Origin of the sequence: Variovorax paradoxus (assembly GCF_029919115.1) — a bacterium.
Lineage (GTDB): Bacteria > Pseudomonadota > Gammaproteobacteria > Burkholderiales > Burkholderiaceae_C > Variovorax > Variovorax paradoxus_O.
In genome coordinates this window covers 2,318,722-2,342,129 of the sequence record NZ_CP123990.1, presented here as the reverse complement: position 1 = coordinate 2,342,129, position 23,408 = coordinate 2,318,722, and the positions used below count along the sequence as shown (strand labels likewise).

Genomic DNA, 23,408 nt, shown 5'->3' with positions numbered 1-23,408 from the left:
TAAACTGCGCCGCAGGTCGGTAGGCGTGAGGGTGCCGCTGGTCTGCGGCGCGAAACTTGCGAGGTCTGCGCGCCCGGATCACACGACCGGTTTCTTGTTTAGTTTTATTTATCCATGTTCTGGAGGTTCTCATGCAATTGAAATGGACTGCGGTCGCACTGGCTGCACTCACGCTTGTGGCTTGCGGCAAAAAAGAAGAAGCTGCTGCACCCGCCGCACCGGCGCCCACGGCAGCGGCCCCGGCACCTGCAGCGCCTCCGGCAGACGCACTGGTCGTCAAGATCGGTCACGTCGCGCCCACCAGCGGCCCGATTGCCCACCTTGGCAAGGACAACGAGTTCGGCGCCAAGATGGCCATCGAAGATCTCAATGCCAAGGGCCTCAAGATCGGCGACAAGGTTGCCAAGTTCGAACTGCTGGCCGAAGACGACGCTGGCGATCCGAAGCAAGGCACTGCAGTGGCCCAGAAGCTGGTCGACAGCAAGGTCAACGGTATCGTGGGCCACCTGAATTCGGGCACCACCATTCCCGCTTCCAAGCTCTACAGCGACGCTGGCATTCCGCAGATCTCGCCTTCGGCAACCAACCCCAAGTACACGCGCCAAGGCTTCAAGACCACGTTCCGCGTGGTGGCTGACGACACGCAACTCGGCGGCACGCTGGGCAAGTACGCTGTCGAAACGCTCAAGGGCAAGAACATTGCCGTGATCGACGACCGCACGGCCTACGGCCAGGGCGTTGCCGAAGAATTCGAAAAGGCGGCCAAGGCTGCCGGCGCGACCATCGTCGGCCACGAATTCACCACCGACAAGTCGACCGACTTCAACGCCATCCTGACCAAGCTCAAGTCGTCCAAGCCCGATGTGCTGTTCTTCGGCGGCATGGACGCCGTTGGCGGCCCGATGCTCAAGCAGGTCAAGCAACTCGGCCTGAACGTCAAGTTCATGGGCGGCGACGGCCTGTGCACCGGCGAACTGCCCAAGCTGGCTGGTGACGCCATCGGCGAAGAGATGGTGGTTTGCGCTGAAGCCGGCGGTGTCGACGGCGACTTCAAGCAGCCGCTGGAAGACTTCAAGGCCAAGTTCAAGACCAAGAACGGCGTGGAGGTGCAGATCTATGCACCGTACGTGTACGACGCGGTCAACGTGCTGGCTGAAGCCATGGTCAAGGCCGGTTCCGCCGACCCTGAAAAGTACCTGCCGGAAGTCGGCAAGGTGCAATACAAGGGCGTGACCGGCCCGATCGCCTTTGACGAAAAGGGCGACATCAAGAACGGCGCGCTGACGCTCTTCACCTACAAGGGTGGCGTGCGTACGCAAATCGCCGTGGTGCGCTGATCGGCTTCACCGCGTAGCGCAGCAATGCGCAAAAAGAAAAAGGGCCTTCGGGCCCTTTTTTCATGTCTGCCGGATGGTGGCTACCGGCCGTTGGTGTGCAGTTGATCAGGGGAGGGCTGCAAAGCCCGAGGGCCGGTCGGTGTTGCAGTATTCGATGAAGGCATCGAGATCCCGCGATTTGTCGAAGACGGCATCGGCACCCAGCGCCTCGCAGCGGGCGCGAATGTCTGCCGTTACGTAGTTGCTCAGCACCACCGCCCGCTGGCCCGGCCCGCGGGTCTTGCAGCCCGAGAGCACGCCAAGGCCCGAGCCTTCCTTCAGGAACAGGTCGATGATGAGAAGCTGCCAGTCATTCGGATGGGCGGCAAGCCAGGCAAGCGCGGCCGACTCGGTTTCAGCAAACCCGACGACTTGGCCATTGACCAGATCCTCGAGGGCCGGGACCAGGTTGTCTCTGATGGTCTTGTTGTCCTCTACGAGGAACGTGATGAGGGCCATGCCGTGGTTTCGCTTTGAGAACCAATAGCGTAGCGTGCCGGATGAGTCCGCAGCGTAGGAGAAGGGATAAGGAGCAATCCATTCGGCCGGGACGACCGTGAAGACGGTCAGTCCGCAGCGCCAGCTCGGATTCTTGCCTTGAGTTCCTCGGCCTGAGCCTGGCTTTCGTCCCGCTCGGCAGTGGCTTCGAGCCGCTTTTCGATTTCTTCGCTCAAGGCCGCGTTGACCTCGGCCAGTGTTTCGGCCGACTTGGCCAGCTTTTCTTCAAGCTGGCTGGTGTGCTCGATGGCCTGGGCCACGTCGCCCACCTGAACCTCTTCAGGCAACCCTTGTTCGAGCACCGTGTTCACGACCGCAAGGTTGTCCGATGCCCGCTGCACATCGGCTGCAACCGCTTCGGTCTTCTCCAATGTCTGTTCGAGTGACGTGTCGCCACGCGATGAGGTTTGTTGCTGTCCGGCCATCCGGGCTCCTTTGCAGGCTTCAAAAGTAAGACCTTTGGATGGTACCGCCAGACGACCCCGGTTGGCGGTGCCGGGCGCGTTGCTGGGGTACAACGGCGCCCACAAAAAAGCCCAAGGTGCCTTGGGGCAACTCGGGCTTTCTTCTTTTCTGCATGTTCGTGAACGGTTACGAACAATCAATCTCTGGCGGAGCAGGCGGGATTCGAACCCGCGGAGGGCTATTAACCCTCACACGCTTTCCAGGCGTGCGACTTAAACCGCTCATCCACCGCTCCTGAGCCCTCGATTGTAGCAGTCGCTCAGGCCGGATTTTGCGGCTTGCCGGCTTGGACCATGCGCATGGCCGAGGCGATGAGCGCGGCGGTTTCGCTCATGTTGCTCGGCACGATCAGCGTGGTCTTGGAGTCGGCCGCAACCTTGCCGTACGCATCCACCGCACGTTCGGCCACCTTGAGCTGCACGGCCTGCTCGCCGCCCGGCTGGCGAATGGCCGCCGCAACCCGCTCGATGGCGTCCGCCGTGGCGGTGGCCACGGCCGTGATGGCCGCCGCTTCGCCCTGGGCGTTGTTGATCTGGGCCTGCTTCTCGCCCTCGGAGCGGGCGATGAACGCCTCGCGTTCGCCGGTGGCGATGTTGATCTGCTCCTGGCGGCGGCCTTCGGAGGCGGCTATGAGCGCGCGCTTGCCGCGCTCGGCGGTGATCTGCGCCTGCATCGCGAGCAGAATTTCCTTGGGCGGGGTCAGGTCCTTGATTTCGTAGCGCAGCACCTTCACGCCCCAGTTGAGCGCCGCCTCGTCGATGGCGGCAACCACTTGCGCATTGATGACGTCGCGCTCCTCGAAGGTCTTGTCGAGCTCGAGCTTGCCGATCACGCTGCGCAGTGACGTTTGTGCCAGCTGCGTTACCGCCACGATGTAGTTGGACGAGCCGTAGCTCGCGCGCATCGGATCGGTCACCTGGAAGTACAGGATGCCGTCGACCTGCAGCTGGGTGTTGTCCCGCGTGATGCAGATCTGGCTCGGCACGTCGAGCGGAATTTCCTTCAGGCTGTGCTTGTAGGCGACCTTGTCGATGAAGGGGATCAGGAAGTTGGGCCCTGGCGTCATGGTGCTGTGGTACTTGCCCAGGCGCTCGCGCACCCATGCGTTCTGCTGCGGCACGAACTTGACCGACTGGCTGATGACGATGATCGCAATGACCAGGATGATGATGGGAATCGAAAATTCCATGATGTTTCTCCTCTTGAATTCTGATTAGGTCTTTTCGACCACGAGGCGGCTGCCGACGACCTCGACCACGCGGTGCTCCCCGGCGGCCGACGAAGCGCGGCCCGCGCGCTGCACCACGGTCCACTGAGCACCACGATAGCGCACGGTGGCCGTGCCGTCGGGGTGCCATGCCTCCACGTGGATGATTTCGCCGATATCCATGTTCACGTCGCGATTCGCCTCGGTGGGCGGTGCCGGCGGCCGCCTGCGCTGCACGGCATACCAGACCAGGACGGCCCCCACGCCGACCACGGCCGCCACCACCAGTTGCGCGACGGTGCCCATGCCCAGGTGCGCTGCAACGGCCGCAGCTGCGAAGCCGGTGGCCAGCAGCAGCAGGTAGACCGTACCCGAGAGCAGCTCGAGCACGATCGCGGCTCCTGCTATCAGCCACCAGATGGTGGAATTCGCCATGTCTTCTCCTCTTTGATGGACGCTCGACATTCTGAGTCAAAAGCTCACGCAATCCTTCATCCGAATTCCGTACACTTCGCGCCTCATTGCCTGTCCGGAGCCCTGCTCATGAAATTTCGCTTCCCCATCGTCATCATCGACGAGGACTTCCGCTCCGAAAACACCTCGGGCCTCGGTATTCGCGCACTTGCGCAGGCCTTCGAAAGCGAGGGCTTCGAGGTGCTGGGCGTCACGAGCTACGGTGACCTGAGCCAGTTTGCCCAGCAGCAAAGCCGTGCCAGCGCGTTCATCCTGTCGATCGACGACGAGGAATTTACCGTGGGTCCCGACCTGGACCCGGCCGTGCTCAGCCTGCGGAGCTTCATTGGCGAAGTGCGGCGCAAGAACGCCGACGTGCCGATCTATATTTACGGCGAAACCAAGACTTCGCGCCATATTCCGAACGACATCTTGCGGGAGCTCCATGGCTTCATCCACATGTTCGAGGACACGCCGGAGTTCGTGGCGCGCCACATCATCCGCGAGGCCAAGAGCTACCTCGAGGGCGTGCAGCCGCCGTTCTTCAAGGCGCTGATCGACTACGCCGAAGACGGTTCGTACTCGTGGCACTGCCCGGGCCATTCGGGCGGCGTGGCGTTCCTGAAGAGCCCGGTGGGCCAGATGTTCCACCAGTTCTTCGGCGAGAACATGCTGCGCGCCGACGTCTGCAACGCGGTGGAAGAACTCGGCCAGCTGCTCGACCACACCGGCCCGGTGGCGGCCAGCGAGCGCAACGCGGCGCGCATCTTCAACGCCGACCATTGCTTCTTCGTGACCAACGGCACCAGCACCAGCAACAAGATGGTGTGGCACCACACGGTGGCGCCCGACGACGTGGTGGTGGTCGACCGCAACTGCCACAAGTCGATCCTGCACGCGATCATCATGACCGGCGCGATTCCGGTGTTCATGAAGCCCACGCGCAACCACTTCGGCATCATCGGCCCGATTCCCAAGAGCGAGTTCGAGCAGAGCGCCATCAAGGCCAAGATCAAGGCCAATCCGCTGCTCGCCGACGTGGACCCGAACAAGGTCAAGCCGCGCGTGATGACGCTCACCCAGTCGACCTACGACGGGGTCATCTACAACACCGAGACGATCAAGAACATGCTCGACGGCTACGTCGACACGCTGCACTTCGACGAGGCGTGGCTGCCGCATGCGGCTTTCCACCCGTTCTATGGCGCCTATCACGCCATGGGCAAGCGGCGCGTGCGTCCGAAGGAATCACTGGTATTTGCCACGCAGTCCACCCACAAGCTGCTGGCGGGCATCAGCCAGGCCAGCCACGTGCTGGTGCAAGACTCGCAGAACCGTGCGCTCGACCGCGACCTGTTCAACGAGGCCTACCTGATGCACTCGTCGACCAGCCCGCAGTACGCCATCATTGCGAGTTGCGACGTGGCCGCCGCCATGATGGAGCCGCCCGGCGGCACGGCGCTGGTGGAAGAGAGCATCTTGGAAGCGCTCGACTTCCGCCGCGCCATGCGCAAGGTCGAAGACGAGTTCGGCAAGGACGAGTGGTGGTTCAAGGTCTGGGGCCCCGAGAAGCTCGTCGACGAAGGCATTGGCCGCGCCGAAGACTGGATCATGCAAGGCGAGAAGAACGGCAAGCCGAGCAAGAGCAAGAAGTCGCCGCGCAACTGGCACGGCTTTGGCGAGCTGGCCGACGGCTTCAACATGCTCGATCCGATCAAGTCGACCATCGTGACGCCGGGCCTGGACCTCGAGGGCAACTTTGCCGAAACGGGCATTCCGGCGAGCGTGGTGACCAAGTTCCTTGCCGAGCACGGCGTGATTGTGGAGAAGACCGGGCTCTACAGCTTCTTCATCATGTTCACCATCGGCATCACCAAGGGCCGCTGGAACACGCTGCTCACTGCCCTGCAGCAGTTCAAGGACGACTACGCGCGCAACCAGCCGATGTGGCGCATCCTGCCCGAGTTCTGCCAGCAGCACCCGGGCTACGAGCGCCTGGGCCTGCGCGACCTGTGCCAGCACATCCACCAGCTGTACGCACGCTACGACGTGGCGCGCCTCACGACCGAGATGTACCTGAGCGACCTGACGCCGGCCATGAAGCCCAGCGACGCTTTTGCCCACATTGCGCACCGCAAAACCGAGCGCGTGGAAATCGACGAGCTCGAAGGCCGCATCACCACCAGCCTGATCACGCCGTACCCGCCGGGCATTCCGCTGCTCATTCCGGGGGAAGTGTTCAACAAGAAGATCGTCGACTACCTCAAGTTCTCGCGCGAGTTCAACTTGCAGTGCCCGGGCTTCGAAACCGACATCCACGGCTTGGTGGCGCGCATCGACGAGACCGGCAAGAAGCGCTATTACGCGGACTGCGTGGCCGCGCCGAAGAAATAGCAAAGAGCCGAGGAAGCACGCGGCACGCTCGGCGTGCTGCGTTCAAGAGGGCAGGTCGGTCCGCGCTCGCACGAAGCGCGCGAACCTCGGCAATCCGCTGGCGTTTGTGCCGTTGAAGCGGTAGGTCACCCAGCTGCCGACCGCGGGCGGATTGTCGCGTTCGGCATCGGTCAGGCCGGTGCCAAGCTTGAAGCGCTTGCCCTCGGGCGTTTCGACCAGCAACGCGCCCAGGCGGGCGCTGTGCCTGCCTTTGCCGGGCACATGCCCCACCACGCGGGCATCGGCGTCGTCATGGGGCTTTACCTTGAGGAGGTCGGTATTGCGCTCCGCGCGATAGAGCGAGGCGCCCCGGTGCAGCATGAGGCCTTCCCCGCCCATCTTCACCGTCTTGTCGAGCAGTGCCTGCAGGTCTGCGTGCGTGGTGGCCCGCTCTTGCGGCACCGGAATCACCCAAGGCGCAGCGGTAATCGGCAACAGTTTTCGCAGGGCTGCGAGCCGGGCCGTGAAATCGCCGCCTTGAGCCGGCAGGTCGAACACCATGAAGCGCATGCTGTGCCAAGCCGTGTCGTTGGGCGTTTGGCTGCGCACGGTGGAAACCGCATGCGAAAACTGGCCCCGGCCGGCCCACAGTTCGCCGTCGAGCGGCTGCTTTGGCAGCGGCGCGGTAAACCAGGCGGGCGCCACGACCGGCTCGCCGCCCCGGGTCCACAGCCGCTTGCCGTCCCAGTAGCCGCGCACGCCGTCGTACTTTTCACTCACCCAGTAGTCGGCCAGCGACATGCCGGGGCGGTAAACCTCGGCCAGCATGAGCGCGGGCGCGCCGTCGCGAGCCGTGGCCGCACGGGCCACGAGCGCGCCAAACCCGGCGAGCAGGAGGGAACGTCGCGTCAGCAAGAAGCGGTTGCCAATCGATGCAGAAATGTTCGACCGAAGGTTTCGGGCCAGCCCTTATTCGGCCATTCCCGCCACGACATTGCTGAAGCCGCCATCCACGTAGGTGATCTCGGCCGTGACGCCGCTGGCCAGGTCGCTCAGCAGAAAGGCGGCGACATTGCCGACTTCTTCGATCGTCACGTTGCGGCGGATGGGTGAGGCCTCTGCCACTGCCGACAGCATCTTGCCGAAGCCCTTGATGCCGCTGGCCGCCAGCGTCTTGATAGGGCCGGCGCTGATGCCGTTGACCCGCATGCCCTTGGGACCGAGCGAGGCCGCGGTGTAGCGCACCGAGGCTTCGAGCGAGGCCTTGGCCAGGCCCATGGTGTTGTAGTTGGGCAGCGCGCGCTCGGCGCCCAGGTAGGTCAGCGTCAGCAGCGCCGATTTGTCGTTCAGGTAGGGCAGGGCCGCCTTGGCCATGGCCGGGAAGCTGTAGGCGCTGATGTCGTGCGCAATCTTGAAGCCTTCGCGCGAGAGCCCTTCGAGAAAGTCGCCCGCAATGGCTTCGCGCGGCGCAAAGCCGATGCTGTGCACGAAGCCGTCGAACTTGGGCCAGGTCTGCGCCAGATCGGCAAAGAGCTTGTCGATCTGCGCGTCGTCGCCCACGTCGCAGTCGAAAATCAGCTTCGAGTCGAAATCGGCAGCGAATTCGGTGATACGGTCCTTGAACCGTTCGCCGACGTAGCTGAAGGCGAGTTCGGCGCCTTGTTCGTGGCATGCCTTGGCAATGCCGTAGGCAATGGAGCGATTGCTCAACACGCCGGTGATCAACAGTTTTTTGCCGGAAAGAAAGCCCATGAAGTTGCCTCGTGAAAATCTTGGGCAGAATTCTCGCATGCGAGGTTGGCTGCTTTTATTGTTGGCGTTCTCGGCGGCTCCTTCATGGGCCGCCCATGCCTATGCGCAATTCGGCGACATCAAGTATCCGCCCGGTTTCACACATTTCGACTACGTGAACCCACAGGCCCCCAAGGGTGGCGAGTTCAGGCTGGTGCCGCCCACCCGGCCGACGAATTTCGACAAGTTCAACCCTTTCACGCTCAAGGGCACCGCGCCATCCGGACTTGGCCCTCTCATGTTCGAGAGCCTCATGACCGGAAATTCGGAGGAGCCGACCACGGTATATGGCCTGCTGGCCGAAGACGTGGATGTTCCTGCCGACCGGCTCTCGGCGACGTTCAGGCTCAATCCCAAGGCACGCTTCAACGATGGTTCGCCGGTGCTGGCCGCCGACGTGGTCCATTCGTTCGAAACCCTTACCGGCAAGCTCGCCGCCCCACAGTTCCGCACCATCTACGCCGAGGTGAAGAAGGCGACCGCCATCGGCGAACGCACGGTGCGCTTCGATTTTGCAAGCCCGAACCGGGAGCTGCCCCTGGTGATCGGCGGCATGCCGGTCTTCGGCCGCAAGTGGGGCGCTGGCAAGCCCTTCGACCAGATCGTTACCGAGGTGCCCATCGCCTCGGGCCCCTACAGGCCCGCCAGCGACCGCCTTGGCCGCGACATCAGCTATGTGCGCCGCGCCGACTATTGGGGCGCCGACCTGCCGGTGCGCAAGGGGTTCTTCAACTTCGACCGCGTCACCTACAAGGTGTACCTCGACGAGACCGCGCGTTTCGAGGGGCTGAAAGCCGGCGAGTTCGACTTCATGCGCGAGTTCACTTCGCGCAACTGGGCGCGCCAGTACAAGGGTAAGCAATTCGACAGCGGCGAGATCGTCAAGCGCGCCTTCGAGAACCAGAACCCGGGCGATTTTCAGGGCTACATCTTCAACACCCGCAGGGACAAGTTCAAGGATGTGCGCGTCCGCCAGGCCATCGGCCTTGCCATGGACTTCGAATGGCTCAACCGGCAGCTGTTCTACGGGCTCTACAAGCGGGTGCAGGGCTATTTTCCGAACAGCGAGTTTCACGCCGACGGCCTGCCCAAGCCAGACGAACTTGCGCTGATGGAGCCCCTGCGGGACAAGCTCAAGCCCGAGGTGTTCGGACCCGCCCCAAAACCCTCCAGCACCGAGCCTCCTGGCAGCCTGCGCGACAACTTGCGTCAGGCAAGGGCGCTGCTGGCCGAAGCAGGCTGGACCTACCGCGACGGGGCCCTGCGAAACGGCAAGAACGAGGCTTTCACGATCGAATTCCTGAACGACCAGCCCTCGATGATCCGGGTCGTGACGCCGCTGCAGGCCGCACTGAAGAAGCTGGGTATCGAAACGAGTTTCCGCACGGTCGATTTTTCGCTGGCGCAGCAGCGCATGGACAACCATGACTTCGACATGACCACCCGGCGCATCCCCGGCAGCACTGCGCCCGGCGGCGAACTCTTCGAACTCTTCGGTTCGAAGGCCGCGGAAACCAACGGGTCGGCCAACTCCTGGGGTATTGCCGACCCGGCGGTAGACGCGATCCTTGGCAAGGTGGTTGCCGCGACCACGCGGCCAGAACTCGCTACAGCCATGCGCGTGCTCGACCGCGTGCTGTCGCACGGCCACTACTCGATTCCCATGTACTACGGCAGCGCCTTCCTGATCGGCTACCGGCCGGCCGGTGTCATGCTGCCGCCGACCATTCCGCCGTACTACGATGCCGGCGACTGGGCCCTCACGACCTGGTGGGCGTCGCCCACGAACAAGTGAACAAGGCCCACGTGACCCGGAGCACCGTAACCTGATGGCCAGCTACATCTTCAAGCGCCTGCTTCTGATGATCCCGACGCTCCTGGGCGTGCTGGTCATCACCTTCGCGGTCATCCAGTTTGTGCCCGGCGGCCCGGTCGAGCAGATGGTGTCGCAGTTGCAGGGCCGCGACTCGGGCGGGGAAAGGGCCGCGGCCGGAGGCGCAGGTTATCGCGGCCGCCAGGGGCTCGATCCGCAGCGCATCGAGGAGATAAAGAGACTCTACGGCTTCGACAAGCCCGCTCATGAGCGCTTCTGGCAAATGCTCAAGTCTTTTGCGCGACTCGATCTTGGGCAGAGCTTCTACCAGCGCAAAGCGGTTTGGGAACTGGTCAAGGAAAAGCTGCCGGTCTCGATCAGCCTGGGCCTCTGGACCTTCTTCATCAGCTATTTGATTGCTGTACCTCTCGGCGTCGCAAAGGCAGTGCGGGCCGGTTCGCGCTTCGACTTTGTCACGACGCTCATCGTGCTCGTCGGCTACGCGATTCCCGGCTTTGTGCTGGGGGTGGCACTGCTCGTCATCTTCGGCGGGCAGCTGCAGTGGTTTCCGCTGCGCGGGCTGACATCGCCCAGTTGGGAAAGCATGAGCTGGGGGGCGAGGATTGTTGACTATCTCTGGCACATCACGCTGCCCGTGACGGCCATGGTGCTCGGCAGTTTCGCCGTGACGGCCATGCTCACGAAAAATTCGTTCCTGGAAGAGATCCGCAAGCAGTATGTGTTGACCGCGCGTGCCAAGGGCCTGGCCGAGCGGCAGGTGCTGTGGAAGCACATATTCCGCAACGCGCTGATTCCGATCATTACCGGGTTCCCGGCCGCCTTCATCGGCGCTTTCTTCACGGGCTCGCTGCTGATCGAAACGCTTTTTTCCCTCGATGGCCTCGGACTGCTGAGCTACGAGAGCGTGATCCGGCGTGACTACCCGGTGGTGCTTGGCACGCTGTACCTGTTCACGCTGATAGGCCTGTTGACCAAGCTCATTTCCGACCTTTGCTATGTCTGGGTCGACCCGAGGGTGAAATTTGACTGACGCATTGCCTGTCTCGCTGAGCCCGGCGCGCCGCGCGTGGCGCCGCTTTCGCCGGAATCCGCTCGGATTCTGGAGCCTTGCCATCTTTACGGTGCTGGTGGTGCTCAGCTTGTTTGCCGAGCTGCTGTCGACCGACAAGCCGCTCGTTGTGCGCTATGAAGGGCAAACCTATTTTCCGGTGCTGCGCGACTACGCCGAAAAAACCTTTGGCGGCGACTTCGAAACGCCCGCCGATTACCTCGATCCCTTCATTCGCGAGCGGATCACGGCCGGCAAGAACTGGGCGATCTACGCACCCAACCCCTATGGCCCGCAAACGCTCAACTACTTTGCCAAGCTGCCGAATCCGTCAGCGCCGTCGCGCGACAACCTGCTGGGCACGGACGACCGGGGGCGCGACCTGCTTGCCCAGTTGATCTACGGTTTTCGCGTGAGCGTGCTGTTTGCCTTGGCACTGACCGCCATCGGCGTGGTGTTGGGAATCGTGACCGGGGCCATCCAAGGCTTCTTCGGCGGCAAGACCGACCTGGCATTTCAGCGCTTCATCGAAATATGGGGCTCGATGCCCGAGTTGTACCTGCTGATCATCTTCAGTGCGATCTTCACGCCCAGCGTCGCGTTGCTGCTGATTCTGCTGAGCCTCTTCGGATGGATGGGCCTGTCCGACTACGTGCGTGCCGAGTTCCTGCGCAACCGCCAGATGGATTACGTGCGTGCCGCCCGTGCCCTGGGCGTCGGCAACCTTCAGATCATGTGGCGTCACATCCTGCCCAACAGCATGGTGCCGGTCGTCACTTTCTTGCCGTTTCGCATGAGCGCGGCCATCCTGGCGCTGACCTCGCTCGACTTCCTTGGCCTGGGTGTGCCGCCGGGCACGCCGTCGCTCGGCGAACTGCTGAGCCAAGGCAAGGCAAACATCGACGCATGGTGGATTTCGCTTTCCACCTTCGGGGTGCTGGTAATCACGCTGATGCTGCTGACCTTCATGGGCGATGCGCTGCGCGATGCACTCGACCCGCGAAAGGCCGACAAATGAGCGAAATGACCCATCTGCCGTTGCTCGACGTGAAGGGCTTGAGCGTTTCTTTCGGCGGCAAGAGCGTGGTACACGGTGTCGACTTTCATATAGCCGCCGGCGAAAAGCTCGCGCTGGTCGGCGAGTCGGGCTCGGGCAAGACCGTTACGGCGCTTTCGCTCCTGCGGCTGGCGCAGAACGCCGACGTGACCGGGACCGCACAGCTGTTCGACGCCGAAAACGGCTCGAACGGGCGTGACCTGCTGTCGATTCCGGAGCGGCAACTGCGCGGCATTCGCGGCAAGGAGATCGCGATGATCTTCCAGGAGCCGATGACCGCGCTCAACGCGCTCTACAGCGTGGGCGACCAGATTGCGGAGGTGCTCGAGTTGCACGAAGGGCTTTCGGCGCGGGATGCCCAGGCCGCCGCAGTCCAGTTGCTGGCCGACACCGGAATTCCGGAGCCGGAACGCCGGGCGAGGTCGTTTCCGCACCAGCTTTCGGGCGGGCAGCGCCAGCGCGCCATGATTGCCATGGCGCTCGCCTGCAAGCCGCGCCTGCTGCTGGCGGACGAGCCGACCACCGCGCTCGACGTCACTGTTCGCGCCCAAATTCTCGACTTGCTTGCCGACCTTCAACGCAAGCACGGCATGGCCGTGCTGTTGATCACGCACGATCTCAATCTGGTGCGCCGGTTCGCCGACCGCGTAGCGGTGATGGAAAGCGGCCGCATCGTCGAGCATGGCGCCGTCGGCACCGTGTTCGAATCCCCGCAGCATGCCTACACACGCAAACTGATCGACAGCCATCCGGAGCGCGACGTCTCCGCGGTGGCCGCAGGCGCGGATGCGAAGCCGGTGCTCGAGGCCAAGGGCCTCCGGGTGAGTTATCCGGTGTCCAGGCCGGGCATCGCGGGCTGGTTCCGCAAGGGCGAATTCATCGCAGTGGAGAACGCCGATTTCCGCATCGCGCCCGGTGAAACCCTGGGCGTGGTCGGCGAATCGGGGTCGGGCAAGTCGACGTTGGCGTTGGCGGCGCTGGGGCTACTGAAGTTTCGCGGCGCGCTGAAAGTGGACGGCAAAGGGTGGGCGGTCAACCGCGCGTCGGACCTGACGCTGCGCCGGGCCATGCAGGTGGTTTTCCAGGACCCGTTTTCTTCGCTATCTCCCCGCATGACCGTTGAGCAGATCGTGGGGGAGGGGCTGCGCGTACACGCGCCTGAACTCGACACCGCGCAGCGCCGAGCCAGGTCTTTGGCAGCACTGGCCGACGTGGGCTTGACCGAGGCGCAGTTTCCGTCGCTGCTCGACCGCTATCCGCACGAGTTTTCGGGCGGGCAGCGCCAGCGGCTCGCGATTGCGCGGGCATTGATCGTCGATCCGCAATTGCTGGTGCTCGACGAGCCCACCAGCGCGCTCGACGTCACGATCCAGAAGCAGGTGCTGGGTTTGCTCCAGCGCCTGCAGCGCGAGCGCGGCCTGAGCTACTTGCTCATCACGCACGATGTCGAGGTGATCCGCGCCATGGCGCACCAGGTCATCGTGATGAAGGACGGCGCCATCCTCGAAGCCGGGCCTGTCGAGCGCGTGCTCGATGCGCCCGAGCATCCCTATACAAAGAAACTGGTGGCCGCAGCGCTGCTGGAATAGCAACGGAACTGAAGAAAAATGTCGGGAGTCGGACAAAACCGGCGCGGTGCCTGGCGCGCGGCGCTGGCCTGCATGGTTACTTTGGCTGTGGCCATGGGTTTGGGGCGTTTTGCCTTCACGCCCATGCTGCCGATCATGCTGCATGAGGGAAAGCTGCAGTTGGAGGCTGGAGGCGTGCTGGCTTCGCTCAATTACCTGGGTTACTTTCTGGGCGCGGTCAGCTGCGCGGCCATCGGCATCAAGGCCAAGAGCATGGTGCGCGGCGGCTTGGCCGCGACGGCTGTGCTGCTGATCGGCATGGGCGTGCTCCACAGCTTCACCAGCTGGGGCGTCCTTCGCACGGCAGCCGGCGTGATGAGCGCCTGGGTTTTCGTTTTTGCTTCAGGATGGGGGCTGCGGCGGTTGGCCGAAACCAATTCCCCGGCGCTGGCAGGCGTGATCTACACGGGCCCGGGCATCGGCATTGCCATGACCGGGCTGCTCGGCGGCGCATTGGGCCGCTGGGGTTCGGAAGCAGGATGGATTGGCCTGGGCGTGCTGGCAGTGGTGCTGGTGGCGCTCATCTGGCGGGTTTTCGACGACGGGGACCTGCCCGCCACTGGCGGTTCTGCGGCGGCACCCGCTGCGGCCGCGGGCTTCGCCGCGCCTGCCTCCGTGCGCAGCGACGCGATCTGGCTGGTCGCGCTGTACGGCCTGGCCGGCTTCGGCTACATCATCACGGCCACATTCCTCCCGGTGATCGCCCGCCAGGCGCTGCCGGGCTCGCCCTGGCCCGATTTCTTCTGGCCGCTGTTCGGGCTGGCCATCATTCCGGGCGCGCTGATCGGCGCCCGCGCGCCCATCCACTGGGACAACCGGCTGCTGCTGGCCGTGGCCTATGCACTTCAGGCGCTGGGCGTGGTGCTCTCGGTGGCGTGGCCGACGATCACGGGCTTTGCGCTCGGGAGCTTGCTGCTCGGCATGCCGTTTACCGCCATTACACTTTTTGCAATGCGAGATGCTCGCCGCTTGCGGGGCAATGCCGCGGCCGGGCTGATCGGCTATGCGACGGCTTCCTATGGCGTCGGCCAGATCATCGGGCCGCTGTTTGCCGCACCGCTGGCCCAGCGGACCGGTTCTTTCCAGCTTCCGCTGCTGGTTGCCGCAGCCGCATTGACGCTGGGTTCCATGCTGTTTGCGCTGGTCTGGTCCAAATCCCGTCGCCGATAGGCGCTTTGAGCGGCTCCATCCCCTTCATTTATCACGGGAATAGCATATAATTCGAGGCTCACGACCAAACGGGCGGGTACCAACCGCCCGTTTTTTTTGGTCTATGCATTTTCAATGCGTGGCATCCGTGGCGGGCGGGTGGCGCGTACAAGCATTTCGCACAGGCATTTTTACAAGGCGTTTTCGAACACGTGGCATTGCAGCAGATTGTGGAACAAACCGTGGCCGGACTCGGCTACGACCTGGTCGAGATCGAACGGTCGGCCGGGGGATTGCTGCGCGTGACGATTGATTTGCCCTGGACGGCCCCCACATCGGAAGCTGTGGCCGCCGGTATTCCCGAGCCTTTCGTGACCGTCGAAGATTGCGAAAAGGTCACGCGGCAGCTGCAATTTGCGCTCGAGGTCGATGGTGTCGATTACAAGCGGCTCGAGGTTTCCTCGCCGGGTATTGACCGTCCGCTGCGCAATGAGCAGGATTTCGAACGTTTCGTGGGCGAGGTGATCGACATCACGCTCAAGGCGCCGATGGGTGCCGCGGCGGCGGGGCAGGTGTCTGCCACCCGCAAGAAGTTTCGCGGCACGCTGGAACGCGTGGAAGGGGCCAACGGAGCCCCGGGCTGGCAAATCGTCTGGAGCGATGCGCCCGAGCCCAAGCCGGGTCAAAAAGTGAGCAAGAAGCGCGCGCCTGCAACGTTGCATGCGCTCGGCTTCGTGCTGGACGAGCTGCGCGATGCGCGGCTTGCGCCCATTGTGGATTTCAAGGGCCGCAAGGCCAAAACCCAACCGGGTTTTTCGGATATTGACGACGGAACGAATGTTCCGGACTGACTAGAGGAGTGGTGGCATGAATCGCGAAATGTTGATGTTGGTGGATGCGATCTCGCGCGAGAAGAACGTCGAGCGCGACGTGGTCTTCGGCGCAGTCGAGTCCGCACTGGCGCAGGCCACCAAGAAGCTCCACCAGGGCGACGTGGACATCCGCGTCTCGGTCGACCGCGACAGCGGCGACTATGAAACCTTCCGCCGCTGGCACGTCGTACCGGACGAGGCCGGCCTGCAGCTGCCCGACCAGGAAATCCTCCTGTTCGAGGCGCGCGAAGAAATGCCCGACATCGAGGTCGACGAATACATCGAGGAAGCGGTTGAATCCGTGCCCATCGGCCGTATCGGCGCCATGGCGGCCAAGCAGGTCATCCTGCAGAAGATCCGCGATGCCGAGCGCGAAATGCTGCTCAACGACTTCATGTCGCGCGGCGACAAGATCTTCGTGGGCACCGTCAAGCGCCTGGACAAGGGCGACATCATCGTGGAGGCCGGTCGCGTCGAAGGGCGCCTGCGCCGCAGCGAGATGATCTCCAAGGAAAACCTGCGCAACGGCGACCGCGTGCGGGCCATGATCATGGAGGTCGACCTGACGCTGCGCGGCGCGCCGATCATCCTGTCGCGCTCGGCGCCCGAGTTCATGATCGAGCTGTTCCGCCAGGAAGTGCCCGAAATCGAACAAGGCCTGCTCGAAATCAAGAGCTGCGCCCGCGACCCAGGTTCGCGCGCCAAGATCGCCGTGCTGTCGCATGACAAGCGTGTCGACCCGATCGGCACCTGTGTCGGCGTGCGCGGCACCCGTGTCAACGCCGTGACCAACGAGCTCGCAGGCGAACGCGTCGACATCGTGCTGTGGAGCGAAGACCCGGCGCAATTCGTGATTGGCGCCCTGGCACCGGCCAACGTGTCGTCGATCGTGGTCGACGAGGAAAAGCACGCCATGGACGTGGTGGTCGACGAGGAAAACCTCGCCATCGCCATCGGCCGCGGCGGCCAGAACGTGCGCCTGGCTTCCGACCTCACCGGTTGGAAGATCAACATCATGGACGCCAACGAGTCTGCGCAGAAGCAGGCCGTCGAAACCGATGCCAGCCGCAAGCTCTTCATGGAAAAGCTCGACGTCGACGAGGAAATCGCCGACATCCTGATCTCCGAGGGCTTCAACAGCCTCGAGGAAGTGGCCTATGTGCCGATCTCCGAAATGCTGGAGATCGAAGCTTTCGATGAAGACACCATCAACGAGCTGCGCACGCGCGCCAAGGATGCGCTGTTGACCATGGAAATCGCAAAGGAAGAGGGCGTCGAGACCGTCTCGCAGAATCTGCGCGACCTCGAAGGCCTCGACCCCGAGCTGATTCCCAAGCTGGCCGAGGCGGGTGTGCACACCCGCGACGACCTCGCCGACCTCGCGGTCGATGAACTCACCGAGATCACCGGCCACAGCGCCGATGACGCCAAAGCCCTCATCTTGAAAGCCCGCGAACATTGGTTCGCCGGCCAAGAGTGATGGTCATGGAGGCACGAAACCAATATGTCCAGTACCACTGTCGCCGAGTTCGCGAACGAGCTCAAGAAGACTCCCGAAACCTTGCTTGACCAGCTCAAGAGCGCAGGCGTGCCCAAAGCGGCACCCACCGATGCACTCACCGAGGCTGACAAGCAGCGCCTGCTCGGCTTTCTCAAAGCCAGCCACGGCACTGCCGAGCCCGAGCGCAAGAAGATCACGCTGACGAAAAAGTCGACCAGCGAGATCAAGCAGGCCGACGCCACCGGCCGCGCCCGCACCATCCAGGTCGAAGTGCGCAAGAAGCGCACCTTCATCCAGCGCGACGACGGCCACCCGGCCGTGCCTGAAGCGCAGCCTGTGGCCGAAGCGCCCGCCGCGGCACCCGCCGCACCCCGCATCGACGAGGCCGAGTTGGCCCGCCGCGAGGAAGAAGCGCGCCGCCAGGCCGAGCTGATCCGCCGCCAGGAAGAAGAGTTGGCCGAGAAGCGCCGCCTGCGTGAAGAAGCCGAAGCCCGCGAACGCGAGCAGGCCGAAAAGGCCGAGCGCGCCGAACAGGCCGAGCAGGAAGCTGCACGCGTCGCCGCCGAGAAAAAGGCCGCTGCCGAAGCTGCCGCTGCGCCCGCCAAAGAAGCGGCCAAGCCGCCGGTGGCAGCACCTGCGGCCGCCGCAGCCGCTGCCGCCGAGCAGCAAGCCGCAGACACCAAGCTGGCCGCCCAGACCGCCGCCACGCAAGCCAAGGAAGACGCAAAGGCCAAGGCCGCCGCTGAATCGAAGGCCCGTGCCGACGAGGAAGCCGCTCGCGCCAAGGATCTCGACGAGCGTCGCCGCAAGGCACTCGCTGAAGCCGAAGCCATTCGCGCCATGATGAACGCACCGGCCCGCGTGCTGGTGCCGCACAAGGCGCCCGAGAAGCCGCAGCCCGAAAAGGCCGCGGTCAAGGGCACGCTGCACAAGCCGGCCGCGCCCGCGGCTCGCCCCGGTGCGCCCGCCGCAGCCGGAGCTCCCGCAGCGCCTGGCGCCGCCGGTGCCGGCAAGGAAGTCAAGTCGGCCAAGCTCTCGTCGAGCTGGGCTGGCGATCCTGCCAAGAAGAAGGAAATCAAGACCCGCGGCGATGCCAGCGGTGGTGTCGGCCGCGGCAACTGGCGCGGAGGCCCGCGTGGCCGCCGTGGCAGCAATGACCGTGGAGGCCACGAAGAGCATGTGCAGGCCGCACCAGTCGAAGCGCGCATTCTCGAAGTGCACGTGCCCGAAACCATCACGGTGGCCGAGCTCGCGCACAAGATGGCCGTCAAGGCGCAGGAAGTCATCAAGCAGCTCATGAAGCTGGGCCAGATGGCGACCATCAACCAGTCGCTCGACCAGGACACCGCCATGATCCTGGTGGAGGAAATGGGCCACAACGCGGTCGTTGCCGCGCTGGACGACCCGGAAGCCTTCACCGACGAGGACGTGGGCGCGCAAACCGCCGAAGCGCTGCCGCGCGCACCGGTCGTGACCGTCATGGGCCACGTCGACCACGGCAAGACCTCGCTGCTGGACTACATCCGCCGTGCCAAGGTTGCCGCGGGCGAAGCCGGCGGCATTACGCAGCACATTGGTGCCTACCATGTGCAAACCGAGCGCGGCATGGTGTCGTTCCTCGACACCCCGGGTCACGAGGCCTTCACGGCCATGCGTGCCCGCGGTGCACAGGCCACCGACATCGTCATCCTGGTGGTGGCGGCCGACGACGGCGTCATGCCGCAGACCAAGGAAGCCATCAAGCACGCGAAAGCCGCTGGTGTGCCGATCGTGGTTGCCATCAACAAGATCGACAAGCCCGACGCCAGCCCGGACCGCGTGAAGCAGGAACTGGTGGCCGAAGAAGTCGTGCCTGAAGAGTACGGCGGCGACGTGCCGTTCGTGCCGGTGTCCGCCAAGACGGGCCAGGGCATCGACGACCTCCTCGAGCAAGTGCTGCTGCAAGCCGAAGTGCTGGAACTCAAGGCGCCGGTGGATGCCGCCGCCAAGGGCCTGGTCATCGAAGCCCAACTCGACAAGGGCCGCGGCCCGGTCGCGACCGTGCTGGTTCAGTCCGGCACGCTCAAGACCGGCGACGTGGTGCTGGCCGGCTCGACCTATGGCCGCGTGCGCGCCATGCTCGACGAAGACGGCCGGACCATCAAGACCGCGGGTCCGTCGATCCCGGTCGAGATCCAGGGCCTGACAGAAGTGCCGCAAGCGGGCGACGAGTTCATGGTGATGAGCGACGAGCGCCGTGCGCGCGAAATTGCCACCTACCGTGCCGGCAAGTTCCGCAACACCAAGCTGGCGAAGGCCCAGGCCGCGAACCTGCAGAACATGTTCACCGACCTTACGGCCGGCGAAGTGCAGACGCTGCGCATCATCATCAAGGCCGACGTTCAGGGTTCGCAGGAAGCACTGGCCCAGTCGCTGCTCAAGCTGGCGAACGAAGAGGTCAAGGTGCAGATCGTGTACGCCGGCGTCGGCGGCATCAGCGAGAGCGACATCAACCTCGCCATCGCCTCCAAGGCCATCGTGATCGGCTTCAACGTGCGTGCCGATGCCGGTGCGCGCAAGCTGGCTGAAGGCAATGGCGTGCAGCTGAACTACTACAGCATCATTTACGACGCTGTGGACGAGATCAAGGTTGCGATGTCGGGCATGCTGGCACCGGAGCGCCGCGAGGAAATCATCGGCTCGGCCGAGATCCGCACGGTGTTCGTGGCCTCGAAGATCGGTACGGTCGCAGGTTCGTACATCACCTCGGGTTCGGTCAACCGCAGCGCGCATTTCCGCCTGCTGCGCGACAACGTGGTGATCTACACCGGCGAAGTCGACTCGATCAAGCGCATGAAGGACGACGTCCGCGAAGTGCGCGAAGGCTTCGAGTGCGGTATCAAGCTCAAGAACTACAACGACATCAAAGAGGGCGATCAGCTCGAGTTCTTTGAAATCAAGGAAATCGCCCGTACGCTGTAACAAGCGTTCGATGCGACCGAGTCCATGCCAAAAAGAAAAGCCGCCGCCCCCAACCGCGCGTTCAAGGTTGCCGATCAGATCCAGCGCGATCTGACGGAGCTGATCGCGCGCGAGTTGAAGGACCCGCGCGTGGGCATGGTCACGATCCAGGCGGTCGAGGTCACGCCCGACTATGCGCATGCGAAGGTGTTCTTCAGCGTGCTCACGGGCGACGTGGACGAAACCACCGAAGCGCTGAACCAGGCCGCGGGGTTCCTTCGCAACGGCCTGTTCAAGCGCCTGCACATCCACACCGTGCCAACGCTGCACTTCCTGTTCGACCGCACCACTGAGCGTGCGGCCGACATGAATGCGCTCATTGCGCAGGCCGTCGCTTCGCGTTCGAAAGACGACTAGCCATGAACGCGCCACGCACAAGGGTGCAGCGGCGCCCTGTGCATGGGGTGTTGTTGCTCGACAAGCCGCTGGGACTTTCCAGCAACCAGGCCCTGCAAAAGGCCAAGTGGTTGCTGCGCGCCGAAAAAGCGGGGCATACCGGCACGCTCGATCCGCTCGCGACCGGCGTGCTGCCCCTGTGCTTTGGCGCAGCCACCAAGTTCAGCCAGTTGCACCTCGACGCAGACAAGATCTACGTGGCCACAGCCCGCCTGGGCGTAAAAACCGCCACCGCGGACGCCGAAGGCGAAGTCATCGCAGAGCGCCCGGTGCACGTCACCCCTGAAGACCTGGCCCGTGTCGAGGCGCAGTTCACCGGCCCGATCCGCCAGGTTCCGCCAATGCACAGCGCGCTCAAGAAAGACGGCAAGGCGCTGTACGAGTACGCGCGTGAAGGCATCGAAATCGAGCGCGCGCCACGCGACGTGGTCATTTATCGGCTGAGCATCACGCGAACGGACGAAACCGCCCTGCGGATCGTTGCCTCGGTGAGCAAGGGCACCTACATTCGCACCCTGGGCGAAGACATCGGCGAGGCCCTGGGTTGCGGCGCGCACCTGACCTCGCTGCGCCGCACGGCAACGGGCGGCTTCGGCGAGGCGCAGTGCGTCACGCTCGAGGCACTCGAGGCCATGGGCGAGGAAGAGCGCCTGGCACAACTCCTGCCTGCCGAGTCGCTTGTGGACGGCCACAGCCGCGTCATGCTCGGCAACGAAGATGCGGCACGTTTTCTCTCGGGCCTGCGCCGCCGCGGCAGTTGGGCCGATGCCGACGAGGTGGCGGTGTTCGGCATCGAACCGCCGGCCTTCCTGGGAACGGCCCACATCACGGCCAACGAACTGATTCCGGGGCGCTTGCTGAACCCCATCGAAATCCAGCAAATTCTTTTGAACGCACAACAGACCGAAGCGACACCATGAGTACCAAGCAAATCCGCAATATCGCCATCATTGCCCACGTGGACCATGGCAAGACCACGATGGTCGACCAGCTGCTGCGCCAGTCTGGCACCTTTGCCGAGCACGAGAAAGTGGTCGACACGGTGATGGACAACAACGCCATCGAAAAAGAACGTGGCATCACCATCCTGGCCAAGAACTGCGCCGTGACCTGGGAAGGCACGCACATCAACATCGTCGACACCCCGGGCCACGCGGACTTCGGCGGTGAAGTGGAACGCGCGCTGTCCATGGTCGACGGCGTGGTGCTGCTGATCGACGCGCAAGAGGGCCCGATGCCCCAGACCCGCTTCGTGACCAAGAAGGCGCTGGCCCTCGGCCTCAAGCCGATCCTAGTCGTGAACAAGGTCGACAAGCCGGGCGCCAACCCCGACAAGGTGGTCAACGCCGCCTTCGACCTGTTCGACAAGCTCGGCGCAACCGACGAACAGCTCGACTTCCCCGTGGTCTACGCGTCGGGCATCAACGGCTGGTCGTCGCTGGAAGAGGGCGCACCCGGTGAACAGTGGGGTCCCGACATGTCGGCCCTGTTCAACACCATCCTGAAGCACGTGCCGTCGCAAAAGGGTGACCCGGACGCGCCGCTGCAGCTGCAGATTTCCGCCCTCGACTTCTCGACCTTCGTGGGCCGCATCGGCGTGGGCCGCATCAGCCAGGGCACGCTCCGGCCCATGACCGACGTGCTGGTCATGGAAGGTCCGGACGGCAAGACCGTCAAGGGCCGCGTCAACCAGGTGCTGACTTTCCAAGGCCTGGACCGCGTGCAATCGACTGAAGCCGGCCCCGGCGAAATCGTGCTGATCAACGGCATCGCCGACATCGGCATCGGCGTCACCGTGACCGACAAGGACAAGCCCGCGCCGCTGCCCATGCTCAAGGTCGACGAGCCGACCCTGACCATGAACTTCTGCGTGAACACCAGCCCGCTGGCCGGACGCGAAGGCAAGTTCGTCACCAGCCGCCAGATCTGGGACCGCCTGCAGAAGGAACTGCAGCACAACGTTGCGCTGCGCGTGAACGAAACCGACGAAGAAGGCATCTTTGAAGTGATGGGCCGCGGTGAACTGCACCTGACCATCCTCTTGGAAAACATGCGCCGCGAAGGCTACGAAATGGCCGTGTCGAAGCCGCGCGTGGTGTTCCGCACCGTGAACGGCGAGAAGCACGAGCCCATCGAGCTGGTCACGGCCGACATCGAAGAGCAGCACCAGGGCGGCGTGATGCAGGCACTGGGCGAGCGCAAGGGCGAACTGGTCAACATGGAACCGGATGGCCGCGGCCGTGTTCGCCTCGAGTACCGCATTCCGGCGCGCGGCCTGATCGGCTTCACGAACGAATTCCTGAACCTGACGCGCGGCTCGGGCCTCATCAGCAACATCTTCGACAGCTACGAACCGCACAAGGGCGACATCGGCAGCCGCAAGAACGGCGTGCTGATCTCCATGGACGACGGTGAAATCTTCACCTACGCCCTGGGCAAGCTGGACGACCGCGGCCGCATGTTCGTGAAGGCCAACGATCCGGTGTACGAAGGCATGATCGTCGGCATCCACAGCCGCGACAACGACCTCGTGGTGAACGCTACGCGTACGAAGCAGCTGACCAACTTCCGCGTGAGCGGCAAGGAAGATGCAATCAAGATCACGCCCCCGATCGACCTCACGCTGGAATACGGCGTCGAGTTCATCGAGGACGACGAGCTGGTCGAAATCACGCCCAAGAGCGTGCGCCTGCGCAAGCGTTTCCTGAAGGAAAGCGACCGCAAGCGCGCCAGCCGCGAAACGGCGAGCTGATCGCCGGC

19 protein-coding genes and 1 tRNA gene are annotated in these 23,408 nt (G+C 63.8%); 13 read left to right on the top strand and 7 right to left on the bottom strand.

Annotation, left to right across the window (positions count from 1 at the left end; translation table 11 throughout):
• Positions 1-131: 131 nt before the first annotated feature.
• The gene (locus QHG62_RS11425; RefSeq protein ID WP_281150960.1) at positions 132-1,337 is read left to right on the top strand and encodes a branched-chain amino acid ABC transporter substrate-binding protein; all 1,206 of its coding nucleotides are present in this window, start codon (positions 132-134) and stop codon (positions 1,335-1,337) included.
• Between the two features lie 105 nt (positions 1,338-1,442).
• Here QHG62_RS11425 and QHG62_RS11420 read toward each other — a convergent pair whose 3' ends face one another.
• The 5 genes from QHG62_RS11420 to QHG62_RS11400 all read right to left on the bottom strand — a co-directional run bounded on the left by QHG62_RS11420 (position 1,443) and on the right by QHG62_RS11400 (position 3,981).
• The gene (locus QHG62_RS11420; protein ID WP_281150959.1) at positions 1,443-1,835 is read right to left on the bottom strand and encodes a response regulator; all 393 of its coding nucleotides are present in this window, start codon (positions 1,833-1,835) and stop codon (positions 1,443-1,445) included.
• 107 nt (positions 1,836-1,942) lie between these two features.
• Entirely contained in the window at positions 1,943-2,299 is a 357-nt protein-coding gene (locus QHG62_RS11415; RefSeq protein WP_281150958.1) for a hypothetical protein, read from the bottom strand.
• Between the two features lie 184 nt (positions 2,300-2,483).
• Positions 2,484-2,574 (bottom strand) — tRNA-Ser (locus QHG62_RS11410).
• A 24-nt stretch (positions 2,575-2,598) separates the two neighbouring features.
• Complete coding sequence (locus QHG62_RS11405) at positions 2,599-3,528, bottom strand: SPFH domain-containing protein (protein ID WP_281150957.1); 930 nt, start codon at positions 3,526-3,528, stop codon at positions 2,599-2,601.
• A gap of 24 nt (positions 3,529-3,552) precedes the next feature.
• Entirely contained in the window at positions 3,553-3,981 is a 429-nt protein-coding gene (locus QHG62_RS11400) for an NfeD family protein (protein WP_281150956.1), read from the bottom strand.
• Between the two features lie 108 nt (positions 3,982-4,089).
• Here QHG62_RS11400 and QHG62_RS11395 point away from each other — a divergent pair, with 108 nt between their 5' ends.
• Complete coding sequence (locus QHG62_RS11395; RefSeq protein ID WP_281150955.1) at positions 4,090-6,393, top strand: arginine/lysine/ornithine decarboxylase; 2,304 nt, start codon at positions 4,090-4,092, stop codon at positions 6,391-6,393.
• A gap of 42 nt (positions 6,394-6,435) precedes the next feature.
• Here the strand turns inward: QHG62_RS11395 and QHG62_RS11390 are convergent, their stop codons facing one another.
• Both QHG62_RS11390 and fabI read right to left on the bottom strand, forming a co-directional pair.
• Complete coding sequence (locus QHG62_RS11390) at positions 6,436-7,287, bottom strand: DNA ligase (protein ID WP_281150954.1); 852 nt, start codon at positions 7,285-7,287, stop codon at positions 6,436-6,438.
• A gap of 54 nt (positions 7,288-7,341) precedes the next feature.
• Positions 7,342-8,124: an enoyl-ACP reductase FabI gene (gene fabI / locus QHG62_RS11385; protein WP_281150953.1), complete on the bottom strand. Its 783-nt coding sequence runs from the start codon at positions 8,122-8,124 to the stop codon at positions 7,342-7,344.
• A 37-nt stretch (positions 8,125-8,161) separates the two neighbouring features.
• On the opposite strand from fabI, the gene QHG62_RS11380 reads away from it, so the two are divergent.
• The 11 genes from QHG62_RS11380 (at position 8,162) to typA (ending at position 23,400) form a co-directional block, all read left to right on the top strand.
• Positions 8,162-9,958, top strand: coding sequence for an extracellular solute-binding protein (locus QHG62_RS11380; RefSeq protein ID WP_281150952.1), 1,797 nt, complete (start codon positions 8,162-8,164; stop codon positions 9,956-9,958).
• Between the two features lie 34 nt (positions 9,959-9,992).
• A complete protein-coding gene (locus tag QHG62_RS11375; RefSeq protein ID WP_281150951.1) occupies positions 9,993-11,027 on the top strand; it encodes a microcin C ABC transporter permease YejB in 1,035 nt (344 codons plus the stop codon).
• Entirely contained in the window at positions 11,020-12,063 is a 1,044-nt protein-coding gene (locus tag QHG62_RS11370; RefSeq protein ID WP_281150950.1) for an ABC transporter permease, read from the top strand. Before QHG62_RS11375 ends, QHG62_RS11370 begins: the two co-directional genes overlap by 8 nt.
• Positions 12,060-13,691 (top strand): ABC transporter ATP-binding protein, encoded by a 1,632-nt coding sequence (locus tag QHG62_RS11365; RefSeq protein WP_281150949.1) that lies wholly within the window; start codon positions 12,060-12,062, stop codon positions 13,689-13,691. Before QHG62_RS11370 ends, QHG62_RS11365 begins: the two co-directional genes overlap by 4 nt.
• Before the next feature lie 18 nt (positions 13,692-13,709).
• On the top strand, positions 13,710-14,900 hold the full coding sequence (locus tag QHG62_RS11360; RefSeq protein ID WP_281150948.1) for a YbfB/YjiJ family MFS transporter: 1,191 nt from the start codon (positions 13,710-13,712) through the stop codon (positions 14,898-14,900).
• A gap of 191 nt (positions 14,901-15,091) precedes the next feature.
• Positions 15,092-15,730, top strand: a complete 639-nt coding sequence (gene rimP / locus QHG62_RS11355) for a ribosome maturation factor RimP (RefSeq protein WP_281150947.1) — start codon at positions 15,092-15,094, stop codon at positions 15,728-15,730.
• 16 nt (positions 15,731-15,746) lie between these two features.
• The gene (gene nusA, locus QHG62_RS11350) at positions 15,747-17,231 is read left to right on the top strand and encodes a transcription termination factor NusA (RefSeq protein WP_126745899.1); all 1,485 of its coding nucleotides are present in this window, start codon (positions 15,747-15,749) and stop codon (positions 17,229-17,231) included.
• 24 nt (positions 17,232-17,255) lie between these two features.
• A complete protein-coding gene (infB, locus tag QHG62_RS11345; RefSeq protein ID WP_281150946.1) occupies positions 17,256-20,213 on the top strand; it encodes a translation initiation factor IF-2 in 2,958 nt (985 codons plus the stop codon).
• Between the two features lie 24 nt (positions 20,214-20,237).
• Positions 20,238-20,609 (top strand): 30S ribosome-binding factor RbfA, encoded by a 372-nt coding sequence (gene rbfA / locus QHG62_RS11340; protein ID WP_126745896.1) that lies wholly within the window; start codon positions 20,238-20,240, stop codon positions 20,607-20,609.
• A 2-nt stretch (positions 20,610-20,611) separates the two neighbouring features.
• Positions 20,612-21,568 carry a tRNA pseudouridine(55) synthase TruB gene (truB, locus tag QHG62_RS11335; RefSeq protein ID WP_281150945.1) on the top strand — a complete coding sequence of 319 codons (957 nt, stop codon included), beginning with the start codon at positions 20,612-20,614 and terminating at the stop codon, positions 21,566-21,568.
• Positions 21,565-23,400: a translational GTPase TypA gene (typA, locus tag QHG62_RS11330; protein ID WP_258506473.1), complete on the top strand. Its 1,836-nt coding sequence runs from the start codon at positions 21,565-21,567 to the stop codon at positions 23,398-23,400. The genes truB and typA overlap by 4 nt, the downstream gene beginning before the upstream one ends.
• Positions 23,401-23,408: the final 8 nt, after the last annotated feature.